The organism is Amycolatopsis magusensis, assembly GCF_017875555.1.
Classification (GTDB): Bacteria; Actinomycetota; Actinomycetes; order Mycobacteriales; family Pseudonocardiaceae; genus Amycolatopsis; species Amycolatopsis magusensis.
Genome location: NZ_JAGGMS010000001.1, coordinates 8,454,494 through 8,477,253, shown reverse-complemented (window position 1 = coordinate 8,477,253; position 22,760 = coordinate 8,454,494). Strand labels below are relative to the sequence as shown.

The following is a 22,760-nucleotide window of genomic DNA, read 5'->3' as shown; positions in this document are numbered from 1 at the left end:
GCCGACCGGGTGCGGGTGCCCCGCAGGACAAGGAGGCCGCTCGTGGCTGACCCGAACGGTTTTCTCAAGCACCAGCGGGCCGAGGCGAAGAAGCGCCCGGTCGACGAACGGCTGGGCGACTGGGCCGAGGTCTACGAGGCCATTTCCCCGGCCGAGCGCAACGAGCAGGTGCGCACGCAGGCCACGCGCTGCATGGACTGCGGCATCCCGTTCTGCCACTCCGGTACCGCGGGCTGCCCGCTGGGCAACCTGATCCCGGAGTGGAACGACCTGGTGCGCCGCGGTGACTGGGCAGCGGCCAGCGATCGCCTGCACGCCACCAACAACTTCCCCGAGTTCACCGGGAAGCTGTGCCCGGCGCCGTGTGAGGCCGGTTGTGTGCTTTCGATCTCGCCGATGTCCGGCGGCCCGGTGACGATCAAGCGGGTCGAGCAGACCATCGCCGACCAGTCCTGGGAAGCCGGTTACGTGCAGCCCCAGGTGTCCGCGGTGTCGTCGGGGCAGCGGGTGGCCGTGGTCGGGTCCGGCCCGGCCGGGCTCGCCGCCGCGCAGCAGCTGACGCGGGCCGGGCACGAGGTCACCGTGTTCGAGCGGGACGACCGGCTCGGCGGGCTGCTGCGGTACGGCATCCCCGAGTTCAAGATGGAGAAGAAGGTCCTGGACCGGCGGCTCGCGCAACTCCGCAAGGAGGGCACGAAGTTCGTCACCGGCTGCGAGGTCGGCGTGGACCTGACCGTGGACGAGCTGAACGAGCGCTTCGACGCCGTGGTGCTCGCGGTCGGCGCGCTGCGCGGCCGCGACGACCGGGTGACCCCGGGCCGGGAACTGGCCGGGGTGCACCTGGCGATGGAGCACCTGGTGCCCGCCAACAAGTTCGTCGAGGGCGACGGGCCGCCGGAGGTGGACGCCGCCGGCAAGCACGTGGTGATCATCGGCGGTGGCGACACCGGTGCCGACAGCTACGGCACCGCGACCCGGCAGGGCGCGCTTTCGGTGACCCAGCTGGACCAGTACCCGATTCCACCGTCCACAAGGGACGACGATCGGTCGCCGTGGCCGACCTGGCCGTACATCCTGCGCACCTACCCCGCGCACGAGGAGTCGGGCGAGCGGAAGTTCGCCGTCGCGGTGAAGCGGTTCGTCGGCGACGAGAACGGCAACGTGCGCGCGGTCGAACTGCAGCAGGTGAAGGTGACCAAGGATCCGGCGACCGGCCGGCGCGAGGTGGTGCCGACCAGCGACGAGGTCGAGGTGCTGCCCGCGGACCTGGTGCTGCTGGCGATCGGTTTCGAGGGTGTGGAGCACATGTCGCTGCTCGACGGGCTCGGCCTCTCGCTGACCCAGCGCGGCACGCTGTCTTGCGGAGCGGACTGGCAGACCTCGGCCCCGGGCGTGTTCGTCTGCGGTGACGCGCACCGCGGTGCTTCCCTGGTGGTGTGGGCGATCGCGGAAGGCCGCTCGGTGGCGAACGCCGTGGACGCCTACCTGACCGGCGCCTCGGACCTGCCCGCCCCGGTGCACCCGACCGCGCTGCCACTGGCCGTCGTCTGACACTACGGCTGATTGCTATGAGTGGGGCATTACTTGCGTTCAATGCAAGTAATGCCCCACTCATAGCGTTTGGGTAGCCGTCGCAGCCGGGTCACGGGATGATGTGGCGCTTGCGCAGGTCGTCGAACAGGCGCCACATCATCTCCTCGGTGTCGACGAATTCGTGGAAGCCGAAGCGGCGGGCCTTGGTGCCGTCGGCGAACATGTCGTAGTCCCACGACAGCACGAAATCGACGAACGGCCACGCCGAGACCCGTTGGTACGGCGTGGGTTCCAGGTTGTGCCTGGCCACGATCCGGTCCCACAGCGGCTCCTTGTCCGCCATCACCACGTCCAGTGACATCGGCAGCGGGGGAGCGACCGCCAGGTCGAAGTAGGCCGCGATCTTGGGCCAGAGGTCGCTCCACCGGAACAGATCCCCGTTGTTGATGTTGAACGCCTGGTTCGCGCACCGGTCGTCGGTGGCCGCCCAGACGGTGGCCCGCGCGAGCAGCCCGGCGTCGGTCATCTCCAGCAGCTTGTCGTAGGCGCCGGGTTTCCCGGGGAACCGCAGCGGCAGGCCGAGTTCCTTCGAGATGGTCGCGTACACCGCGATCGAGACGGCCAGGTTCATCGGGTTGCCCAGCGCCGTGCCCCCGACCACCGCGGGCCGGATCGCCGACCAGGTCCAGGATTTCCCTTCCTGACGCCGTTCCAGGAACTCCTGCTGGTCCACATTGAACTCCGGCGGCAGGTGCCCGGGGTCGTCCTCGCGGGCGGGGGTCTTGAACGGCCCGAGGTGCGCGCCGTAGACCTTGTACCCCTGCATCAGGCTGACGTGACGCAACCCGGTGGCCACCGGCTCGATCGCGTCGACCACGTTGACCAGCATCGCCAGGTTCGGCGGCACGAGTTCCGCCCAGGTCGGGCGGTCCTGGTAGGCCGCGAAGAACACGTGCGTCACCTCGGCCAGCGCCCCGAGCTCGGCGCGGCAGTCGTCGGCGTCGAGCAGGTCCACGGCGACGTGCCGGACGTTCGGGGACGGTTCACCACCACGCCGGGACAGGCCGATCACCGTCCAGTCGCCGAGTGCGGCGAGGTGCTCCACCAGGTTGCTGCCGATGACTCCGTGCGCGCCCACCACGAGGGCGACCTTCTTGCTCATACCCCGATGTTCGACGGCCTTCGTACATAAGTCCAAGTCTTGTTTGTCATCGAAGCGATAAAATCCGCTCATGAGCACGCTGCGCCGCTTCGAGTACCTGGCCGCCGTGGTGGACGAGGGCTCGTTCACCCGTGCCGCCGAGCGGCTGCACGTCACCCAGCCCGCGCTGTCCCACCAGATCCGCGCGCTGGAACAGGACGCGGGCGGCGCCCTGCTGGAGCGGCTGCCGCGGGCGGTCCGGCTGACCGCGATGGGCCGCGCCATGCTCCCGCACGCCAGGGCGGCGCTCGCCGACGCCGAGCGGGCCGTCTGCGCCGCCCGGCAGGCCGCCGGGCTGGAGGCAGCGGACCTGCGCGTGGCGACGGTGTACTCGGTGAGTCTCGGGGTGCTGCCGCCGGTGTTGCACGAGTGGAGCCGCAGGTACCCGGGCGTGGCGATCACGCTGTTCGAGCACCGGCACACCGGCGAACTCCGCGAGGCGATGCTGGCCGGGCAGGCCGATCTGGCCGTCGGGCCCCGGCCGCCGGACTGGGAAGGACCGGTGCGCACGCTGGGGGAGGAGGAGTTCGTGCTCGTCCTCGCCGCGGACGACTCCGCGGCATCCGGGCGGCTCGAGGACTTCGCCGAGCGCGGCTGGGTGCACTACGCGCCGGAGAACGGGCTCGCCGAGGTGCTCGACCAGGCCTGCGCGGCAGCCGGGTTCCGGCCGCGTGCGGCGATCCGCGCCGCCCAGACCGCGGCGGCGCCGCTGCTCGCCGCCGCCGGGCTCGGGCCCGCGCTGGTGCCGTCGAACCTGCTGCCCGCCGCGTTCGAGGGCCGGGTGCTGCGACTCGATCCGCCGGTGCGCCGGGAGCTGGCGGTCTACACGCGAGGAACCCCGGACCCGGTTTCCGCGGCTTTCGCCGACCTGCTCGCCGAGGCGGAACTCTAGTCGGTTTGAGAAAATTTCCACCTTTGGCCTGTACCTGCTTGTCAGAGATTATTACGCTCGGCGACCGGTTCGACCCTGCGGCAGCAATCGATCACTTGAGCGCTGTCTCGAAACCGTTCACTGGAGGAAGAATGCGCAAATTCCTGGTGCGATCGCTCGTGGCGGGCGCGATCGCGTCACTGGGCGTGCTGGCGGGTTCCGGCATGGCCGCGGCCGAAGTGGCCGGTGCCGACCCGGTCTTCGACCAACCCGACGCCGGCGCGGTCCCCGAGATGGGTGCGCTGGTCACCAAGCTGACCCACAGCCAGGCGACCTCGCGGCTCAGCTCGTCGAACATCTCCTGGTCGTCCAGCGGGGGCTGCAGCGACCGCAACAAGCCGAACTGCACCTCGTTCGACCAGGTCAACCTGGCCAGCATCCAGGGGGCGCAGACGCTGAAGTCGGCCTCGGGCTGCGGGCTGAACGTCACCGGCGGCACCGAGACCGGGCACGCCAGCGGCACCTACAGCCACTGGAACGGCTACAAGCTCGACTTCTCGCTGAGCAGCTGCCTGACCAACTACATCAAGGGCAACTTCAGCTCCATCGGCGGCAACAAGTGGAAGGCGGGCTCGGGCAACATCTACTACCTCGAGTCGAACCACTGGGACGTCACCTTCTACAACTGCGGCGGGTGCTGATCTTTTCCCGGTGTTGAACGGCGGCGGGCGGTGCGAGGGTCGCCGCCCGCCGTTTCCGGCATTCGGCCCACGACTTCGGTAGGAAACCGGGCGAACGGCTGATTGCCGCAGCGTAGTCAGTTGATTACCGTCAATTCGTTCGGTGGTGAATCACCTTCCTGCGGACGAATAGGTGAGCGCGATGAGGCGAGCATCCGTACTGACCGCGATCGGCTTGACCCTCGGCGCCCTGCTGAGCGCCCCCGCGACGGGCCAGGCCCAGACCGCCGCCGACTACTGGACCCCGGAGAAGATGCGCTCGGCGGTGCCGGTCGAACGGCTGGTCACCGCGCCGGAGGCGGTGGCGGGCGAGGTGCTCGCGGGCGTGCCGGAGGTGGTCCCGGCCGCCTTCCCGACCACGGGCGCGCCCTGGACCGGCGGCGGCGACGTGGTGCACACCGCGGGCCGCGTGTTCTTCACCATGGGCGGCCAGAACGCCTCGTGCAGCGGTGACGCGGTGACCAGTGAGAACAAGAGCACGGTGATCACCGCCGGGCACTGCGTGAAGTACCAGGGTGCCTTCCACACCAACTGGATCTTCGTGCCCGCCTACGACGACGGCAACGCGCCCTACGGCGAATGGCCCGCGACGACGACGTTGACCACGCCGCAGTGGGAAGCCGGCGAAGACATCAACTACGACGTCGGCGCGGCGGTCGTGGCCCAGGTGAACGGGCAGTCCCTGACCGACGTGGTCGGCTCGCAGGGCATCGCGTTCAACCAGCCGCGCAACCAGAACATGTACACCTTCGGCTACCCGGCCGCGGCCCCGTACGACGGCACCACGCTCATCCACTGCAGCGGCAGCACCTTCACCGACTTCCTGCTCACCCAGGACCACGGGATGGCCTGCGGCATGACCGGCGGGTCCAGCGGCGGGCCGTGGTTCCTGCAGTTCGACGAGCAGACCGGGCGCGGGGTCCAGGCTTCGGTGAACAGCTTCGGCTACGTCTTCCTGCCCGGCTACATGTTCGGCCCGTACTTCGGCGCGGAGGCACAGGCGCTCTACGCGCAAGCGCAGTCCGCATGAGCGCGGGGTGAGGGATGAACTGACCGTGGGTGTTCATTCCCTGGGAGTTCCGTCCCGCTGACCGGGAGATGGGTGTCACGGCATATTCTTGTCGCGTGAACTGGACAGTGGACGTTCCCGTAGACACGCTCCCTGAACTCCCGCCGCTGCCACCCGAGTTGCGGGCCCGCCTCGACGAGGCGCTGTCCCGGCCCGCGGCCCAGCAGCCCGACTGGCCGGACCAGGCGCTCACCGGCCGCGTCCGCGCTGTGCTGGAAAGCGTGCCGCCGATCACCGTGCCCGCGGAGATCGACCGGCTGCACCAGCGCCTGGCCATGGTGGCCAACGGCGAGGCGTTCCTGCTCCAGGGCGGTGACTGCGCGGAGACCTTCGAGTCCAACACCGAGCCGCACATCCGCGCGAACCTGCGCACGCTGCTGCAGATGGCCGTGGTGCTGACCTACGGCGCCAGTCTGCCGGTGGTCAAGGTGGGCCGGATCGCCGGTCAGTACGCCAAGCCGCGCTCGGCCTCCACCGACTCGCTCGGCCTGCCGGTCTACCGCGGTGACATCGTCAACTCGCTGATCGCCAAGCCCGAGCTGCGGGTGCCCGACCCGGGCCGGATGATCCGCGCCTACGCCAACGCGGGCGCGGCGATGAACCTGGTGCGCGCGCTGACCGCGGCCGGGATGGCCGACCTGGGCCAGCTGCACGACTGGAACCGCGACTTCGTCCGCCTCTCGCCCGCCGGTGAGCGGTACGAGGCACTGGCCAGCGAGATCGACCGCGGCCTGCGGTTCATGTCGGCGTGCGGGGTCACCGACACCTCGCTGCACACCACCGAGATCTTCGCCAGCCACGAAGCGCTGCTGCTGGACTACGAGCGCGCGCTGCTGCGCCTCGACAACGCCGACGCGGACAACCCCAAGCTGTACAACCTGTCGTCGCACTTCCTGTGGATCGGCGAGCGCACGCGGCAGCTGGACGGCGCGCACATCGCCTTCGCCGAGCTGCTGCACAACCCGATCGGGCTCAAGATCGGCCCGACCACCACGCCCGAGCAGGCGGTGGAGTACGTGCGCCGGCTCGACCCGCGCAACGAGCCGGGCAGGCTCACGCTGATCGCCCGCATGGGCAACGGCAAGGTGCGCGAGGTGCTGCCCGCCATCGTGGAGAAGGTCGAAGCGTCCGGGCACAAGGTCATCTGGCAGTGCGACCCGATGCACGGCAACACCCACGAGGCGTCCACCGGCTACAAGACGCGGCACTTCGACCGGATCGTGGACGAGGTGCAGGGCTTCTTCGAGGTGCACCGCAAGCTCGGCAGCTACCCCGGCGGCATCCACATCGAGCTGACCGGCGAAGACGTCACCGAATGCCTCGGCGGCGCCCAGGACATCTCCGACATCGACCTCGCCGGCCGCTACGAAACCGCGTGCGACCCGCGCCTGAACACCCAGCAGTCGCTGGAACTGGCCTTCCTGGTCGCCGAAATGCTCCGCTCCTGACGCCGGGCCAATGCTATGAGTGGGGCATTACTTGCATCCAATGCAAGTAATGCCCCACTCATAGCGTTCCGGCCACACCCTCCTCGGCTCGCCGCACCCGGCTCGGCCACCCGAGTGTGGGGTTCACCCGCCTGAACGTGGGGTTCGGCTGCCTGAGTGTGGGGTTCGGCTTCCTGAACGTGCGACTCGCCCGGTGTCACATCCCAGGCGAACCCCACACTCGTGCACCCGAACCCCACACTCGTGCACCCGAATCCCACACTCCGGCAGCTGAGTCCCACACTCCGGCAGCCGAACCCCACACTCGCCGCAGCCGACCTGGGCCCCGAGGGGGCACGCCGGGTGCCGTGAATGTGGCTTTCACGGCACATTCCGCCGTGAAAGCCACATTCACGGCACCTCGGGCGAGCCTCAGGCGCAGGTGTCTGCGAGGGTGGCGGTGGACTTGGCGAAGGCGTCTCGCAGGGAGCCCAGGTCGGCGACGGCTTCGCCGTTGGCCTGCAGGCCGATGTGCACCGAGTCGCGGTAGAGGGAGATCGCGATGCCCAGTGCCTGGTGCGGTGGCAGCGGGACCAGCGGGTAGATCTCCCGCAGCCGCGCGCCGTCCAGGGTCAGTGGGCCGCTCGGCATCGGGACGTTGGTGACCACCGTGTCGAACAGCAGCGGGGCCGCCCGCCCGGCCGCCCTGGTGGCCAGGCGGTGCACCGGCGCGGGCAGCCGGTTGGCCAGTACCCCGAACGCGCCGGGGCCGGTGGCGGTGCCCTGCGCCTTGGCGTGGTGCATCGACCGGCGCACCGCGCGCAGGCGCGCCACCGGGTCGGTCAGGCCGATCGGCAGGTCGCACAGGTAACCCGAGAGCTGGTTGCCGTCGGTGCTGCCCGGGTGCCGGGCACGCACGCTCACCGGGATCAGCGCCCGCAGCGTGCGGTCGTCGGCGCGGTGGCCCCGGTTGATCAGCCAGTCACGCAGCGCCCCGGCGACGATGGCGAGCAGCACGTCGTTGGTGGTGCCGCCGTGGGCCTTGCGCACCCGCCGCAGGTCGGCGAGGTCCAGCCGCACGAAACCGAGGCTGCGCTCGTCCGCGTCCGGCGCGGAGATCGGTGAGGCCGGGTACGGGCGCGCGGCCCGCAGCATCGAGGAGGCGATCGACGCGCCTTCCGCGGCCTGGGTGAAGACGGTCGAGACGCCGTCCTTCAGCAGGCCCAGCGCCCCGCGCGCGGGCCTGGCTTCGGCCGGCCTGGGGCTGGTCGCCCGCACCGCACGCGCACCGGGCAGCTCATCGAGCAGGCCCGAGCCGATGGTGAACGCGCCCGCGCCGTCGGCGAGCGCGTGGTGCAGTTTGAGCAACACCGCGAACCGGCCGCCGGGCAGCCCGGTCACCAGGCACAGGTCCCACAGCGGGCGGCTCATGTCGAGCGGTTCGGCGATCCACAGTGAAGCGAAGGCGGCGAGCGGATCCGGTTCGTACAGCGAAGAAACGTGGTGCAGGTGGATGTGCGCCGCCGGGTCGAAACCGGGGTCGTCCACCCAGACCGCGCCGCCGGGCGGCAGCAGCGTGGGCCGGATGTGCTTGCGCAGCTGGGGAATCCGCGCCGCACGCGCGGCCAGCAACAGGGTCAGGCGCTCGGTGTCCACCGGCCCGCCGGGTTCGAAGGTGACCACCGCCCCCATGTGCATCGGGGTCCGTTCGCCCTCCAGGCAGAGAAACGCCACGTCGAGTCCGCTGAGCCGGCCGTCGAGCATCGATCGGACCTCCCTGAACAGAAGTGGATTCGAGCTGCCAGTTCACCAGCCGGACGTGTCAGGTGAATGGTCGGGGTGTTTCCACGGGGATAACGCATCCTCTCGTTCACCCGGTCGGGGGTAAATCGATCTCCTCGTTTCTTCCTCGCCGTAGAGTTTTCGCCGATGCCCGGCCGAATACAGCCGCCTTTTGCCCTAAACGGGATGAAACCCTTGCCAGCTAACTAATCTCGGCTGACTAGCCCAGGTGAGTGTGGTCAAGCTCTCCGGCCGAGAAATGCGAGCAACCGGTCACCGGAGGTGGCGCGTCCGGTTACTTCGATCGGTGCGGCGAATCGCTCCGGACGGTCGGCGCCGGTGACGAACAGTGCGGAAAGCTCGAGCATTTCCCCGGCCAGTGCCGGTGGGAGTGGACGGTCGTGCCCGCAGGCGCGCGCCACGTCCCAGCCGTGCACCGCCACCTCCAGCGCACCGGCACCGGCGATGAGGCCGGTGGTCATCGACGTCCCGCCCAGCGAGACCAGGTCGCGTGGTTCACCCGACCAGGCCCCGAGCAGTTCGCCCGCCCTGGCCCGCACGGCCGCGGCCGGGTCGCCCGGCACCGGGGCCGCGGGCTCCAGGCTCACGCGGCCGAACTCGGCGGCTTCGGCCAGCGCGGTGAGCGCGTCGTCCAGGTGCGCCAGCAGCGCGCGCAGGTCCCACTCCCGGCAGGGCGTGGGGTTCGCCATCGACTCGTCGGTGACCAGCATGAGGTTGCCCAGTGTGTAGCTGACCGCGCGCTCCAGCAGGGCGACCCCGCCGGTCAGGGCGCGGGGCGGCGTCGGCATCATGACCGGACCCCGCGCTCAGGCGGTGGCGGCGGGGTAGTCGGCAGGCAGCGTCTCCGGCAGTTCGAAGACCGCGAACAGGCTCGCGTCCACGAAGTTCGCCACGTGCGTGATCCCGTCCTGGCCCAGGGTGAGCACCTGCAGGTTGAACGCGCGGAACCGCTCGCCGTCGTGCTCGCGCAGGTAGGTGCCGAAGGCGGGCTGCCCGTTGGCCCAGGTGGCCACCAGCCGGGTGTGCCCGGGACGGCAGGGGCAGCGCGTGGACAGGTGGCGGGCGATCCGCTCGACACCGAGGTACCAGCCGGCGAACGGCGGCATCTCCCAGACCGCGTCCTCGGTGAACAGCTTGATGATCGCCGGGATGTCCTTGGCCTCGAAGGCGGTGACGAAGCGGTCGAGCAGTTCGCGCTGCTCGGCGGCGGACGGCTCGGTCACCGCGTTCTCGGTCGGCGCCACCTTCTCCAGCTGCGCGCGGGCGCGCTGCAGGATGCTGTTCACCGCGGGCGTGGAGATGTCCATCAGCTCGGCCACCTCGGCGGCCCGCCACTTCAGCACGTCACGCAGGATCAGCACCGCGCGCTGCCGCGGTGGCAGGTGCTGCAGCGCGGCGACGAGCGCGAGCCGGACGCTTTCGCGGGAGGTGACGATCGCGGCCGGGTCGGCGCCGTCGGCCCCGGTGAGCGCGTCGGGCACCGGCTCCAGCCACGGCACCTCGTGCCGCTCCTGCAGGGTGTCCTCCGGCTCGCAGCCGGGCGCGCCGAGGCCGGTGGGCATCGGGCGCCTGCCGCGGCTCTCCAGCGCGGTCAGGCAGGCGCTGGTGGCGATGCGGTAGAGCCAGGTGCGCAGCGAGGAACGGCCTTCGAAGCGGTCGTAGGCGCGCCAGGCGCGGATGTAGGTCTCCTGCACGAGGTCCTCGGCGTCGTGCACCGAGCCGAGCATGCGGTAGCAGTGGGCCATCAGCTCACGCCGGTAGGGATCGGCCTGGCTCAGGAAGTCACCGTCCGTGCCGGTGCTCACCACTTCTGTCATCGTGCCCACGACCTTCCTCCCGCCTGCCGATCCGCCGCCACCCGGTGCCCGGTCTGGCCTCGCACCGGTACTGACCGGGCCCGGGCGGCGAACTCATCGGTCCTTCGGGAAATACGTGTTTCGTGCTCGGGCGGTTCAGCGCAGGTCGGTCGTGGTGGGCACCACGGAACCGTTGGTCTCCGGCTCGGCGGACTTGCCCGTCTGGCCCATCGCCTCCATCAGCTGGCGAGCCAGGCCGAGGCCGGTGCCACCGAGCGAGAGCGCCTTGGCGAACATGTCGGACACGCCGTCGGCGCCGTTGAGCACCACCATGTGGTCCACGCTGCCGAACGCCTTCGCGCCGGCTTCCACGATCTCCGGCCACCGCTCGGCCAGCTGCTGCGCGACCACGGCCTCCTGATTCTCCGCCAGCGCCGCGGCACGCGCCTTGATCGCGTCCGCCTCGGCGAGGCCCTTCGCCTTGGCCGCCTCGGCTTCGGCGAGCCCCTTCGCCCTGGCGGCGTCCGCTTCGGCGAGCCCCTGCGCCTTGGCGGCGTGCGCCTGCGCTTCACCGGTGGCCCTGGTCGCGGCGGCACTGGCTTCACCACGGGCCTTGGTCGCCTGCGCCTCGGCCTCGGCGGCGGTCTTCACCTTGGTCGCGTCGGCCGCGGCCCGCAGCTCGGTCTCCTTGGCCTCGGCCTGCGCCTTGGCGATCGCCGCGTCGCGCTCGGCGTCCGCGGAGGTCCTGGTGTCGTACGCCCGCGCGTCGGCGGGCTTGCGCACCTGCGACTGCAGCTTCTGCTCGGCCAGCGCGGCCTCCAGCTCCGCCGCCCTGGTCTCCTGGACCACGACCTCCTGGCGGGCGGTCGCCTCGGCCAGCGGCCCGGACTGCCCGGCCTTCGCCCGCGCCTGGTCCACTTCGGCCTGGAACCCGGCCTGCTTGATCTCGCTCTCGCGGATCGCGCCCGCCTTCTGCGCGGCGGCGACCTGCTCGGCCTGGGTGGCCTCCTGGTCGCGCTGCGCCTCGGCGATGCGCGCGGACGCGGCCACCGCGGCCGCGTGCGGCTTGCCCAGGTTCAGGATGTAGCCCGACTCGTCCTCGATCTCCTGGATCTGCAGCGAGTCGACCACCAGCCCGAGCTTGATCATCTCGTTCGCCGACGAGCTGCGGATCTCGCCGGTGAGCGCGTCCCGGTTGTGGATCATCTCCTCGATGGTCAGCCCGCCGACGATCGAGCGCAGGTGCCCGGCGAACAGCTCGTGGATGGTGTCGTTCATCCCGTCCTGCTGGTCGAGGAACCGGCGGGCGGCGTTGGCGATCGAGGCGAAGTCGTCCCCGACCTTGTAGATGACCACCGCGCGCACGGTCACCGGCAGGCCCTGCTTGGTCACGCAGGAGACCTGCAGGTTGGCGCCCCTGGTGTCCAGCGACAGCCGCCGCGCGGTCTGGAAGCCCGGGATCACCAGCACGCCCTTGCCGGTGATGATCTTGAACCCGAGGCTGTCCGCGGTCTCCGAGCGCTGGACGCGCACGCCCCAGCCGGAGATGAGCAGTGCCTCGTTGGGCTCCGCGACCTTGTAGAGCGTGCGGAGCAGGATGAACAACAAGATGATGGCGCCGACGATCACGCCGGCGAGGATCAGCGGATCCACGTCAGTCTCCCCCAGATGAGTGGCTGGTCAGCCGAGTGGCAGCCAGCGCTGGACGTAGACCGTACGCGGTGACTCGAAATCCACCACCAGTACCTGCGTTCCGTTCTCGAATCGTTCCTGACCGTCGGCGGGGTAGGCGTAGAACGCTTCCGTGCCACCGCGGACGCTGAGCAGCACTTCGCCGACCAGGCCGGGGCCGATGGTGCCGGTGACCCGGCCGCGACTGCCGATCACAGGAACGTCCGGCACTGCACCTTGGTGCCCTTGCCGACCGGCGTGCCCGCCGGCGGGTTGGTCTCCACCACCAGGTTGAAGTCGTTCTTCTCGTCGTCCCTGCCGCGCTTGAAGTCCGGGTCGAGCCCGGCTTCACGCAGGATCTTCGCGGCGTCCTTGGGCGAGCGGCCGACCACGTTCGGCACCTGCACGGCGCTGGAGACGAACACGCCGATCCGCTTGTCGCCGCCGGTGACCACGGTGCCCCCTGGCGGGCTGGTCTTGCTGACCTTGCCCGCAGGCACGTTCTGCACGAACTCCTCACCGGCCTCGAACGGCTGGAACCCGGCGTCGGTCAGCGCCTTGAACGCCTCTTCCTTGCTCCGGCCGGTCACGTCCGGCACCGGCAGGGGCGGCGGGCCCTTGGACAGCCCGATCGACACCGGGTCGCCGATGTTGGCCCGGCTGCCCGGGTTCGGCTGCACCTTGACCACCGCGCCCTTGGGCACGGTCGCGCTGTAGTCGTCGAGCTTCGGGTCCAGCTTCGGTTCGAGCTTGACCAGCCGGATCGACTGCTCCGCGGTGGCCGGGTCGGCGCCCGGCTTGATGTCGGGCACCACCGGCTGGCCCTCGGAGACGACCACCGACACCTGCTCGTCGAGCAGCACCTCGGCCCCGGCGTCGGGGTCGGTCCGGATCACCGTGCCCGCGGGCACGGTGTTGTGCATCTCCTTGGTGTAGGCGGGGTTCAGCTGCGCGGCCCGCAGCAGGTCCCCGGCCTCGGCCTGCGACATGCCGGCCAGCTTCGGCACCTGCGCGTACCGGCCGCCGGAGTACCACCAGGAGGCCGCGCCGATCGTGCCGCCGAGCAGCACCACGACGACCGCGAGCAGGACGTACAGCCGCCTGCGCGACCGCGGTGGCGGCTGCTCCTCGTACGCGGGCGCCGGAGTGCCCGCCGGTGGCGAAGGCGGCGGGGGCGGGACCGCGGGCCGGTCGTACATCTTCGTCGCGTGCCGGGCGGGAGGTACCTGCGGGACGTGCCGCACGGTGGGCTGCTCGGTGAGCTGCGGGCCGGGCTGCACCGCGGGCACGGCCGGGGCGGTCGGCGCCGCGGCGATCGCGGCCAGGTGCGGCGTGGTCTTCTCCACGTCGGATTCGCGGTCGACGTCCGGGGGCGGCGGCACGGGCACCGGCACCCGCGGGATGCCCAGCTCGGCGCGCACCTGCAGGAGTTCGTCGAGGAAGGCGCCCGCGTCGGCGGGCCGGGCCTCGGGGTCGCGGCGGGTCGCGCGCAGCACGAGCTGGTCGAGCGCGGGCGGGATGCCCGGGCGCAGCTGGCTCGGCGCGGGCACGTCGTCGTTCACGTGCCGGTAGGCCACCGAGATCGCCGTGTCGCCGGTGTACGGCGTCTGCCCGGTGAGCATCTCGTAGAGCAGGATCCCGGCGGAGTAGACGTCGCCGCGCACGCTCGCCGCGCCGAGCGTGACCTGCTCGGGGGAGAGGTAGGCGACCGTGCCGAGGATGACGCTGGAGCTGGTGGTGCCCGCGCTGGCGACCGCGCGGACCAGGCCGAAGTCGCCCACCTTGACCACACCGGCGCCGAGCTGGCCGCCGCGCCCGATGAGCACGTTCTCCGGTTTGACGTCGCGGTGCACCAGGCCGGCGCGGTGGGCGGCGGCGAGCGCCGAGAGCACCGGCTCGGCCACGGACAGCGCCAGCGCGATGTCCAGCGGGCCCTGCTCGGTGAGCACCTCGCGCAGGGTGCCGCCGTCGACCAGTTCCATCACCAGGAAGGCGCGGCCGACCTCGGCCGAGGTGTCCAGGCCCTGGTCGTGCACGGCGACCACGTGCTGGTGGTGCAGTTTGGCCGCCGAGCGCGCCTCGCGCTCGAAGCGGTCGACGAAGGAGCGGTCGTCGGCGAACCGCGGATCCATCACCTTGATCGCGACCGGGCGGTCGAGCCGGGTGTCCACGCCGCGGTACACCGAGGACATGCCACCGCGGGCGAGCAGCCGGTCGACCCGGTACCGCCGGTCGAGCAGGGTGCCGACCAGGCCGGCTTCCGTGCGTGTCACGGTTGACGATCGTACGGATGTGACCATGTCCGGTAGGACGTGCCCTACCGGGCGATGGTTGACCTTGTTGAGGTTTCGTTACGCCATCGGTGCCAACGGCCGGGGTGTGGCACAGTATCGGTGTGAGTGCGATTCCAGTCGCCGATGACGTCCTCGACGCCGACGTGGCCGTGCTTCCGCTCGGGGAAGTGGCCACCGCGCTCGGGCAGTCGGCCAACAAGGTCCGGCAGCTGCTCCGCGATGGTCAGCTGATCGCCGTCCGCCGCTCGGGTGAGCTGGTGGTCCCGGCCGATTTCCTGGTCGGCAACGCCGTGGTCAAGGGCCTCGGCGGCACCATCACCGTGCTCGCGGACGCCGGTTTCGGCCGCACCGAGATGTTGCGCTGGCTCTTCGCCGCGGACGAGACCCTGCCGGGCAGCACGCCGATCAACGCGCTGCGCTCCAGCCACGGCACCGAGGTCAAGCGGCGCGCCCAGGCGATGGCCTTCTAGCCCTTCCCGGCTGCTCTCCTCCTGTCTGACCGGCCTGCGGCCGATCGGGTGAAATCCGGCTGACCGCCCCCGGCCTGCGCTTTTGCACGCCTGGAAAGTGTTCATGTATGTGAAAGTAAGTCACAAGTGTGATTCACTTCCCAGCCGAAGCTTCCAACGACCGAAATCCCCTCGTAAGACGTACGTCACACAACTCGCGCGGGTGAAACTCAGGGAGGTGCGATGGAGACGCTGGACTGGATAGTGGTCGGCGCTTACTTCTTCGTGATGGTGGCGATCGGCCTGTGGTCGAAGAACCGCATCCGGAACGTGGTCGACTTCTTCACCGCCGGCGGCAAGATGCCGTGGTGGCTGTCCGGGATCTCGCACCACATGTCGGGCTACAGCGCCGTCATGTTCGTGGCGTTCGCGAGCGAGGCCTACCGGCTCGGCCTCACCGTCTACGTCTGGTGGGCGCTGACCATCGGCGTCGGCGTGGGCATCGGCAGCTGGCTGTTCGCCGCGAGGTGGAACCGGCTGCGGGCCAAGCACGGCGTCGCCTCGCCGCTGGAATACCTGGCACGGCGCTACAACGTGCCGACCCAGCAGGTGATGGCCTGGTCGGGTGCGGTGCTCAAGGTGGTCGACATCGCGGCGAAGTGGTCCGCGGTGGCCATCCTGCTGCGCGGTTTCGCGGGCGTGCCGATCGAGGTCGGCATCCTGCTGGTCGGCGTGGTCACGATGATCTACTCGGTGATGGGCGGGCTGTGGGCCGACGCGCTCACCGACTTCGGCCAGTTCATCATCCAGGCCGCGGCGGGCATCGTGATGTTCGTGGCGGTGGCCGCGCACTTCGGCGGCATCCAGTTCCTCTGGGAGATCTGGGACCAGCTGCCCGCCGACCGGAGCCAGCCGCTCAACGGCGACTACACCTCCACCTTCTTCCTGGCGCTCTTCGTGATCAAGACGCTGGAGTACAACGGTGGCATGTGGAACCTGGCGCAGCGGTACATGGCCGCGCCGGACGGGGCGGCGGCGCGCAAGTCGGCCATGCTGTCCAGCTTCCTGTGGCTGGTCTGGCCGCTGGTGCTGTTCTTCCCGATGTGGGCCGCGCCGCTGATCGTGCCGGACCTGACCAACGCCGGTGACGCCTACATCGAGCTGGGCAAGGTGATGCTGCCGGTCGGCATGATCGGGCTGGTGCTGGCGGGCTTCTTCTCGCACACCATGGCGATGGTGTCCTCGGACGCCAACGTGATCTCGGCGGTGATCACGCGAGATATGTTGCCGAGGCTGTGGAAGGGCGCCCGGCGGATGAGCCAGGACGCGCAGCTGAAACTGGCGCGGATCACCACCTTCCTGTTCATCGGGCTGAGTATGGCGATAGCCCTGTCACTGGATACCAACGGCGGCGTGCTCAAGGTCGTGGTCGACCTGGTGGCCGCCACGATGGGCCCGATCGCGGTGCCGCTGATGCTCGGCCTGCTGCCGTGGTTCCGGCGGATGGGCCCGATCTCGGCGCTCACCTCCACCCTGGCCGGCCTGACGGTCTGGGCGACGCTGTACATCTCGCAGCAGAACGGGGTGAAGGTGCCGAAGGAGGCGCTGGTGGCCTACCCGCTGCTCACCTCGCTGGTGCTGTTCGTGGTGATCGGGCTGGTGTTCTCGCAGCGCACGCCCGACCGGGACCAGCTGATCGACTCGTTGTCCACCGACGAGCGGACCACCGAACCCGGTGACCCCGGCGAACCCGCCCGGGTAGCCGCGAAGTAGCTCCAGCGGATGCTAGGAGTGGGGCATTACTTGCGTCCATTGCAAGTAATGCCCCATTCATAGCGTTCGAGCGGGCTCAGCCGTTGGTCTTGTCCCGCCATTCGACCCACTGGCGCAGCAGCGAGAAGTCGTAGTCGGGGCCGGTCACGCCGACGGTGAACAGCGAGACGCCGTGCTCGAGCAGCTGCGGGCCCAGCGCGCTCGGCTCGGACTCCACGGAGACCGAGCGCTCGATCTCCGCCGGGTCGCGGCCGACGTCGGCGCAGTGCTGGTCGAGGATCCGCACCTTGCGCTCCACGGTCTCCGGGTCGCCGAAGCCGTGCCAGATGTCGGCGTGCTTGGCCACCAGGCGCAGCGTCTTCTTCTCGCCGCCACCACCGATGAGCACCGGGATCTTGCGCACCGGCTGCGGGTTCAGCTTCCCGAGCCGCGCCTCGATCCGCGGCAGCGCCTCGCCGAGGTCGTTCAGCCTGCCGCCGGCGGTGCCGAACTCGTAGCCGTATTCGGTGTAGTCCCGTTCGAACCAGCCGGAGCCGATGCCGAGGATCAGCCTGCCGTCGCTGATGTTGTCCACCGTGCGCGCCATGTCGGCGAGCAGTTCGGGGTTGCGGTAGCTGTTGCAGGTGACCAGCGCGCCGATCTCCACCCGCGAGGTGGATTCGGCCCAGGCACCGAGCATGGTCCAGCACTCGTAGTGCTTGCCGTCGGGTTCCCCGTAGAGCGGGTAGAAGTGGTCCCAGTTGAAGGCGATGTCCACCCCGAGGTCCTCGGCCTCGGACGCGGCCCGGCGGATGGTGGCGTAGTCGGCGTGCTGGGGCTGGATCTGGACTCCGACCCGGATCGGCCGGTTGGGTGTCGTCATGCTTCCGACCCTAGCCGCGGTGCGCCACCGCGGCACCTGTTCGGGCGAGGATCCGGGCGGCGGCGAGCTTTCCGGAGATGAGCACCGGCGGGATGCCGACGCCGGGCGTGGTCCCGCACCCGGCCAGCGCCGCGTTTTCGATGCCTCGCAGCACATTGCGCGGGCGGAAAGGTCCCGTTTGGGCGAATGTGTGCGCCAGTGAGAACGGCGTCCCGGCACCGAGCCCGCGTGCCGCCCAGTCGGCCGGGGTCACCGCGTCCACGATCTCGAACTCCTCGCTGAAACCGGACAGCCCGCGCTTTTCCAGGGTGCGCACCAGTTCCTCGCGGTAGGCCGGGCCGACGCGCGCCCAGTCGACGTGGCCCGCGTGCAGGTTCGGCGCGGGTGCCAGCACCGAGACCACCTGCCTGCCCGCCGGGGCGAGCGAGGGGTCGGTCGCGGTCGGCCGGGTGACCAGCAGCGACGGATCGCTCATCAGCCTGCCCTGGCGGATGATCTCACCGAAGGTCCGTTCCCAGGCACCGCCGAAGAAGATGGTGTGGTGGTCCAGTTCCGGCCACGACCGGCCGGTGTGCCCGAACAGCACCACCGCCGAGGGCGAGTACCGCAGCGGCAGCGGCCGTCGCGGCCGGGCGCCGAGCAACTGGTACGCCGCGTCCAGTTCGGTGGCCACCACCACCGCGTCACAGGCGATCCGCTCACCACCGCTGGTGCGCACGGCGTCCACATGGGACCCCCGCCGCTCCAGCCACGCCGCGTGCGTGGCGAACTTCAGCTTCGCCCCGGCCTTCTCCGCCGCGGCCACCATGGCTTCGGCGACCTTCCCGATCCCACCGGCCGGGTAGTAGACCCCGGCGACGGTGTCCATGTAGGAGATGACGCCGTACGCGCCGATCGCGCGCATCGGGTCCAGCCCGGCGTAGAGCGACTGGAAGGAGAACAGCCGCCGCACGCGCTCGTCGCGCAGGTACCGTGCCATCCGCGGGCCGAGCCTGCCGAACCCGCCGAGCGCGGCCAGTTTCGCCAGTTCCGGGCGGACCAGGTCGGCGGGGGAGTCGAAGTTGTCGCCGATGAAGTGGTCCTTCTGCGCCGCGTACAGCTCGGTCAGCCAGGTGCGCAACCGCCGGTAACCGGCCGCTTCACCCGGACCGGCGAACGCGCGGATCTCCGCCTCCATCGCGTCGCCGTCGGTGTGCAGCGCGAGCGTGCTGCCGTCGGCGAAGTGCGCGCGGTAGGCCGGATCCAGCCGGATCAGCCGCAGGCGGTCCGAAGTGGACTCACCGACCGCGGCGAAGGCCTCGTCCAGCAGTTCCGGCATGGTGAACACGCTGGCGCCGGTGTCGTGGTGGTAGCCGTCGCGGGAGGACTGGCCCGCGCGCCCGCCGGGGCGCTCGTCCTGTTCGACCACGGTGACCTCGCGGCCCGAACCCAGCAGGTGCAGTGCGGCCGACAGCCCGGCGAGCCCGGCGCCGACCACCACGACGTGGTCTGTCACTAGTACTTCCTCTGCGTGGCCTGGACCGCGAGTTCCCGCAGCCGGGTGGGGGCCGGTTCGGCGAGTTCGGCGGCGTCGAGCGAGTCCAGCGCCGCCGAGGTGAGGTCTTCGATGCGGCGTTCGACCGCGGCCACCGCACCGACGCCGGTCAGCGCTTCGCGTACCTCGGTGACCGCGTCTTCGGTGAGGTCCTTGTCGCCGACCGCGTCGGCGATCACGGTCGCGTCGGCCTGGCGGCCCTGCGCGCCCGCGAGTTCCATGCCCAGCGCGAGCAGCAGCGTCCGCTTGCCTTCCCGCAGGTCGTCCCCGGCGGGCTTGCCGGTGATCGACGGGTCACCGAACACGCCGAGCAGGTCGTCACGCAGCTGGAAGGCGACACCGAGGTCGCGCCCGAAGGAAAGGAGCGCGCCGATCAGCCGGTCGTCCGCCCCGGCCAGCGCGGCGCCGAGGTGCAGCGGGCGCTGGACGGTGTAGGCGGCGGTCTTCAGCCGGTCGATGCGCAGCGCGGCCTCGGGGGAGGCGTCGCCGGTGGCCTGGGTGTGCACGTCCAGGTATTGCCCGGCGAGCACCTCGGTACGCATCGCGCGCCAAGCCGGTCGCGCGGCGGCCAAGGTCTGGGCGGGCAGCGGGGCGGCGGCGAACATGTCGTCGGCCCACGCCAGTGCGAGGTCGCCGAGCAGCACGGCCGCGGCCTGGCCGAAACCGGCCGCCGAGCCCAGCCAGCCGTGGTCGGCGTGGCGCTTGGCGAAGGCGACGTGCACCGTCGGCGAACCGCGGCGGGAGTCGGAGGAGTCCATCAGGTCGTCGTGGATCAGCGCGCAGGCCTGCACCAGTTCCAGGCTGGCGACCGCCTGCAGCACGCCGTCGGCGTCCGGGCCGTCCGGGTCACCGCCCGCGCCGCGCCAGCCCCACCAGGCGAAGGTCGGGCGCAACCGCTTGCCACCGCCGAGCACGAACTCGCTGAGCGCGTCCACGCCGGGGCCGGTGATCGGTTCGATCGCGCGGATCGGGTCGCCCGCTTCACACAGGAACTTCTCGAGCGCACGCTCGACGTGCGCGGGGAAATCGGCGTCGAAGCCCGGCTCGCTCATGCCTACATCGTCCGCGTTCACCCGGACGGATGCCCAGCCGGGGTCGCCGGATGTGGTGAATCAGACGGGTTCGCGCGTGCGCTGGTAGTGGCGCCGGGCGCGTTCGCGGTTGCCGCAGTCGTCCGACCGGCACCAGCGGCGGGAATGGTTGCGGGTGCTGTCGATGAACAGCCAGGCGCACCCGCGGCCTTCGCACCGCCGGATGTTCGCCGTTTCGGGGGACCGCAGCAGTTCGTCGGCCCGCAGTACGAGCGCCGGGAGGAGGTCGTCCGGCGTCTCCACCGGCACCGACCACCGCACCGGCAGCGAAGGTTCGGCCTTCGCCCGCGCGTGTGTCGCGGCGAGCAGTTCGCCGAAGCGGTCGAGGTCCGCCTGCGCCGGGTCGCCCTCGGCGAGCAGGGCGTAGAGCAGTTCGCGCAACTCGCGCAGGCCCGGGTAGACGGCGGACAGATCACCGTCGAAGCGGCCCAGTCCGGTTTCTTCGAGCCAGTGGGTGAAGAAGCCGGGCAGTTCGAGCCGATCCAGCCGCCGGGGCGGATCGCCGCGCCACGACACCGTGTTGACCAGGTCGAGCGCGATGTGCCCACCCGCGAGGGAGTACCCGCGCCAGCTGTCCGCCATGGCCGCCAGTCTAGGCTCTCATGGTCTAAATGACTTTAGCCTGTTAGTTTGGAGCTATGACCTCCGAGACATCGAGGACCAGCGGCTACCTCGCCGGGATCCGGGTCGGCGCCGGGTTCGCCACGGCGACCGCGGTGCTGGGGCTGACCTTCGGGGCGCTCACCCAGTCGCTCGGCTGGGGCGTGCTCGCGCCGCTCGCCTGCTCGGCGCTGGTGTTCTCCGGCTCGGCGCAGTTCGCGATGGCCGCGGCGCTGGCGGGCGACGGCGGGATCGGCGTGGCGGTCGGGGCGGCCGCGCTGATCAACGCGCGGTTCCTGCCGATGGGCGTGGCCGCCGCGAGCGACTTCAAGGGCGGCAGGCTGCGGCGGGCGCTGGAAGGCCAGGCCGTGGTGGACGCCTCCTGGGCGGCCGCGCACCTCGGCGGCGGCCGGTTCGACCGGGAGAAGATGATCGGCGGCACGATCGTGCAGTTCCCGGCCTGGGTGCTCGGCACGCTCGCCGGCGTGCTGGTCGCGCCGCCCGCCGACGTGGTGCACCGGTTCGGCCTGGACGTGGTGTTCCCCGGCTTCTTCCTGCTCCTGCTGATCGACGAGCTGCGCAAGGAACCGGCGGCCCGTGAGGTCGCCGCGCTGGCCGTGGTCCTGGCCGCCGGGCTGGCACTGGTGCTGCCGGTCGGCCTCGCCATCGTCGGTTCGGCCGCCGCCGCGCTGCTCGGCCTGCGAACCCGGCGAGCCGGACAACGGAACGTGACGACATGAACGCACAGGTGGAGCAGTGGCCGCGGGAGGTGCCGGTATGAGTGAACTCTGGGTGAGCATCCTGCTCGTCGCGGCGGTCAGCGTGGGGATCAAAGCAGCCGGTCCCGCGTTGCTGGGCGACCGTGAGCTGCCGCCGTGGGCTTCGGCGGTGATCGCCGCGCTCGCGCCCGCGCTGCTGGCCGGGCTCGTGGTCACCGACGTCACCGGTCAGGGCTGGTCCGCGCTCGATTGGCGGCTCTGCGCCGGACTCGGCGTGGCGGGCGGTGCCTACCTGCTCAAGCTGCCCGCCCTGCCGTCCATCACGCTCGCCGTGGTGGTCACCGCGGGGCTGCGCTGGGTGGTGTGATCCGTCCCATCACCCGAGAGGCCGGTCTCGCCAAACGGACTCCGACCACTAGCATGACCGTCATGACCTCGGTGGTGGAACGGCTGCGCGGCAACGAAACCGTGTTCTCGGTGGAGTTCTTCCCGCCCCGTGACGACGCCGACGAAGCGATCCTGTGGCGGTCGATCCGGGAGCTGGAGGGGTACGACCCGGCGTACATGTCGATCACCTACGGCGCCGGCGGGACCAGCCGCGACGGCACCATCCGCAGCATCGCCAGGGTGGCCACGGAGACCACGCTGGTGCCGATGGCGCACCTGACCGCGGTCAACCACTCGGTCGCCGAACTGCGCAACGTGATCGGCTGGTACGCCGCGGTCGGCGTGCGCAACATCCTCGCCCTGCGCGGCGACCCGCCCGGCGACCCGTACGGCGAGTGGATCCCGCACCCGGCCGGGCTGAACTACGCCGAGGAACTGGTCGAGCTGGTGCGCTCGCTCGGGGACTTCTGCGTCGGTGTGTCCGCGTTCCCCTACGGCCACCCGCGCTCGGCCGACCTCGACGAGGACACCCGCCACCTGGTGCGGAAGTTCAACGCGGGCGCCGACTTCGCCATCGCCCAGCTGTTCTTCGAGGCGGAGGACTTCCTGCGCCTGCGCGACCGGGTCGCCGCGGCCGGTTCGGACGCGCTGATGATCCCGGGCATCATGCCGCTGACCACCCCGCGGACCCTGCGCAAGACGATCGAGCTGTCCGGCGCCAGCGCGCCCGGCAGGCTGCTCGAGCGGCTCTCCCCGCTGGAGGACGACCCCGCCGCGTTCCGCGCCGAAGGGCTCGACGTGGTCACCGAACTGTGCGAGCGGCTTATCGCCGAAGGCGTGCCGGACCTGCACTTCTACACCTTCAACCGGTCCAAGGCCACCCGCGAGGTGGTCAACCGGCTAGGCCTGGTCCCGGCACGCGCGTAACCTGCTGCCGGTG

Annotated in this window: 21 protein-coding genes; 10 read left to right on the top strand and 11 right to left on the bottom strand. The window is 70.7% G+C overall.

What is annotated here, in order from left to right:
* Window positions 1–42: 42 nt before the first annotated feature.
* The gene (locus tag JOM49_RS38045; protein WP_209669058.1) at window positions 43–1,551 is read left to right on the top strand and encodes a glutamate synthase subunit beta; all 1,509 of its coding nucleotides are present in this window, start codon (window positions 43–45) and stop codon (window positions 1,549–1,551) included.
* A 91-nt stretch (window positions 1,552–1,642) separates the two neighbouring features.
* Here the strand turns inward: JOM49_RS38045 and JOM49_RS38040 are convergent, their stop codons facing one another.
* Window positions 1,643–2,695: an SDR family oxidoreductase gene (locus JOM49_RS38040; RefSeq protein ID WP_209669057.1), complete on the bottom strand. Its 1,053-nt coding sequence runs from the start codon at window positions 2,693–2,695 to the stop codon at window positions 1,643–1,645.
* A gap of 70 nt (window positions 2,696–2,765) precedes the next feature.
* Between JOM49_RS38040 and JOM49_RS38035 the strand changes: the two genes are divergently transcribed.
* The 4 genes from JOM49_RS38035 (at window position 2,766) to JOM49_RS38020 (ending at window position 6,862) form a co-directional block, all read left to right on the top strand.
* A complete protein-coding gene (locus tag JOM49_RS38035) occupies window positions 2,766–3,626 on the top strand; it encodes a LysR family transcriptional regulator (RefSeq protein WP_209669056.1) in 861 nt (286 codons plus the stop codon).
* Window positions 3,627–3,757: 131 nt separating this feature from the next.
* Window positions 3,758–4,306 carry a hypothetical protein gene (locus tag JOM49_RS38030; protein ID WP_245369610.1) on the top strand — a complete coding sequence of 183 codons (549 nt, stop codon included), beginning with the start codon at window positions 3,758–3,760 and terminating at the stop codon, window positions 4,304–4,306.
* A 181-nt stretch (window positions 4,307–4,487) separates the two neighbouring features.
* Entirely contained in the window at window positions 4,488–5,375 is an 888-nt protein-coding gene (locus JOM49_RS38025; RefSeq protein WP_209669054.1) for a trypsin-like serine peptidase, read from the top strand.
* A 68-nt stretch (window positions 5,376–5,443) separates the two neighbouring features.
* Window positions 5,444–6,862: a class II 3-deoxy-7-phosphoheptulonate synthase gene (locus JOM49_RS38020; RefSeq protein ID WP_209669052.1), complete on the top strand. Its 1,419-nt coding sequence runs from the start codon at window positions 5,444–5,446 to the stop codon at window positions 6,860–6,862.
* 411 nt (window positions 6,863–7,273) lie between these two features.
* Here the strand turns inward: JOM49_RS38020 and JOM49_RS38015 are convergent, their stop codons facing one another.
* The 6 genes from JOM49_RS38015 to JOM49_RS37990 all read right to left on the bottom strand — a co-directional run bounded on the left by JOM49_RS38015 (window position 7,274) and on the right by JOM49_RS37990 (window position 14,384).
* Window positions 7,274–8,605 (bottom strand): wax ester/triacylglycerol synthase family O-acyltransferase, encoded by a 1,332-nt coding sequence (locus JOM49_RS38015; protein WP_209669050.1) that lies wholly within the window; start codon window positions 8,603–8,605, stop codon window positions 7,274–7,276.
* 257 nt (window positions 8,606–8,862) lie between these two features.
* Window positions 8,863–9,435 (bottom strand): TIGR03086 family metal-binding protein, encoded by a 573-nt coding sequence (locus JOM49_RS38010; protein WP_209669048.1) that lies wholly within the window; start codon window positions 9,433–9,435, stop codon window positions 8,863–8,865.
* 15 nt (window positions 9,436–9,450) lie between these two features.
* Window positions 9,451–10,461 (bottom strand): sigma-70 family RNA polymerase sigma factor, encoded by a 1,011-nt coding sequence (locus JOM49_RS38005; protein ID WP_209669046.1) that lies wholly within the window; start codon window positions 10,459–10,461, stop codon window positions 9,451–9,453.
* Between the two features lie 135 nt (window positions 10,462–10,596).
* Window positions 10,597–12,093 (bottom strand): SPFH domain-containing protein, encoded by a 1,497-nt coding sequence (locus JOM49_RS38000; RefSeq protein WP_282774440.1) that lies wholly within the window; start codon window positions 12,091–12,093, stop codon window positions 10,597–10,599.
* Between the two features lie 27 nt (window positions 12,094–12,120).
* Entirely contained in the window at window positions 12,121–12,342 is a 222-nt protein-coding gene (locus tag JOM49_RS37995) for an NfeD C-terminal domain-containing protein (protein WP_245371718.1), read from the bottom strand.
* The gene (locus tag JOM49_RS37990) at window positions 12,324–14,384 is read right to left on the bottom strand and encodes a Stk1 family PASTA domain-containing Ser/Thr kinase (protein WP_209669044.1); all 2,061 of its coding nucleotides are present in this window, start codon (window positions 14,382–14,384) and stop codon (window positions 12,324–12,326) included. Before JOM49_RS37990 ends, JOM49_RS37995 begins: the two co-directional genes overlap by 19 nt.
* 122 nt (window positions 14,385–14,506) lie before the next feature.
* Here JOM49_RS37990 and JOM49_RS37985 point away from each other — a divergent pair, with 122 nt between their 5' ends.
* Window positions 14,507–14,875, top strand: coding sequence for an Rv2175c family DNA-binding protein (locus JOM49_RS37985; protein ID WP_209669042.1), 369 nt, complete (start codon window positions 14,507–14,509; stop codon window positions 14,873–14,875).
* Window positions 14,876–15,097: 222 nt separating this feature from the next.
* On the top strand, window positions 15,098–16,627 hold the full coding sequence (locus tag JOM49_RS37980; protein ID WP_209669040.1) for a sodium:solute symporter family protein: 1,530 nt from the start codon (window positions 15,098–15,100) through the stop codon (window positions 16,625–16,627).
* 76 nt (window positions 16,628–16,703) lie between these two features.
* Here JOM49_RS37980 and JOM49_RS37975 read toward each other — a convergent pair whose 3' ends face one another.
* The 4 genes from JOM49_RS37975 to JOM49_RS37960 are packed head-to-tail and all read right to left on the bottom strand — an operon-like array spanning window position 16,704 to window position 20,696.
* On the bottom strand, window positions 16,704–17,489 hold the full coding sequence (locus tag JOM49_RS37975) for an LLM class F420-dependent oxidoreductase (protein ID WP_209669038.1): 786 nt from the start codon (window positions 17,487–17,489) through the stop codon (window positions 16,704–16,706).
* 10 nt (window positions 17,490–17,499) lie between these two features.
* Complete coding sequence (crtI, locus tag JOM49_RS37970; RefSeq protein ID WP_209669036.1) at window positions 17,500–18,984, bottom strand: phytoene desaturase family protein; 1,485 nt, start codon at window positions 18,982–18,984, stop codon at window positions 17,500–17,502.
* On the bottom strand, window positions 18,984–20,075 hold the full coding sequence (locus JOM49_RS37965; protein ID WP_209669034.1) for a polyprenyl synthetase family protein: 1,092 nt from the start codon (window positions 20,073–20,075) through the stop codon (window positions 18,984–18,986). Before JOM49_RS37965 ends, crtI begins: the two co-directional genes overlap by 1 nt.
* A 60-nt stretch (window positions 20,076–20,135) precedes the next feature.
* On the bottom strand, window positions 20,136–20,696 hold the full coding sequence (locus JOM49_RS37960) for a CGNR zinc finger domain-containing protein (RefSeq protein ID WP_209669033.1): 561 nt from the start codon (window positions 20,694–20,696) through the stop codon (window positions 20,136–20,138).
* A gap of 56 nt (window positions 20,697–20,752) precedes the next feature.
* On the opposite strand from JOM49_RS37960, the gene JOM49_RS37955 reads away from it, so the two are divergent.
* The 3 genes from JOM49_RS37955 to JOM49_RS37945 all read left to right on the top strand — a co-directional run bounded on the left by JOM49_RS37955 (window position 20,753) and on the right by JOM49_RS37945 (window position 22,747).
* Window positions 20,753–21,454: an AzlC family ABC transporter permease gene (locus JOM49_RS37955; protein ID WP_209669030.1), complete on the top strand. Its 702-nt coding sequence runs from the start codon at window positions 20,753–20,755 to the stop codon at window positions 21,452–21,454.
* Between the two features lie 37 nt (window positions 21,455–21,491).
* Window positions 21,492–21,800 (top strand): AzlD domain-containing protein, encoded by a 309-nt coding sequence (locus JOM49_RS37950; protein ID WP_209669028.1) that lies wholly within the window; start codon window positions 21,492–21,494, stop codon window positions 21,798–21,800.
* Between the two features lie 62 nt (window positions 21,801–21,862).
* Window positions 21,863–22,747 (top strand): methylenetetrahydrofolate reductase, encoded by an 885-nt coding sequence (locus tag JOM49_RS37945; RefSeq protein ID WP_209669026.1) that lies wholly within the window; start codon window positions 21,863–21,865, stop codon window positions 22,745–22,747.
* Window positions 22,748–22,760: the final 13 nt, after the last annotated feature.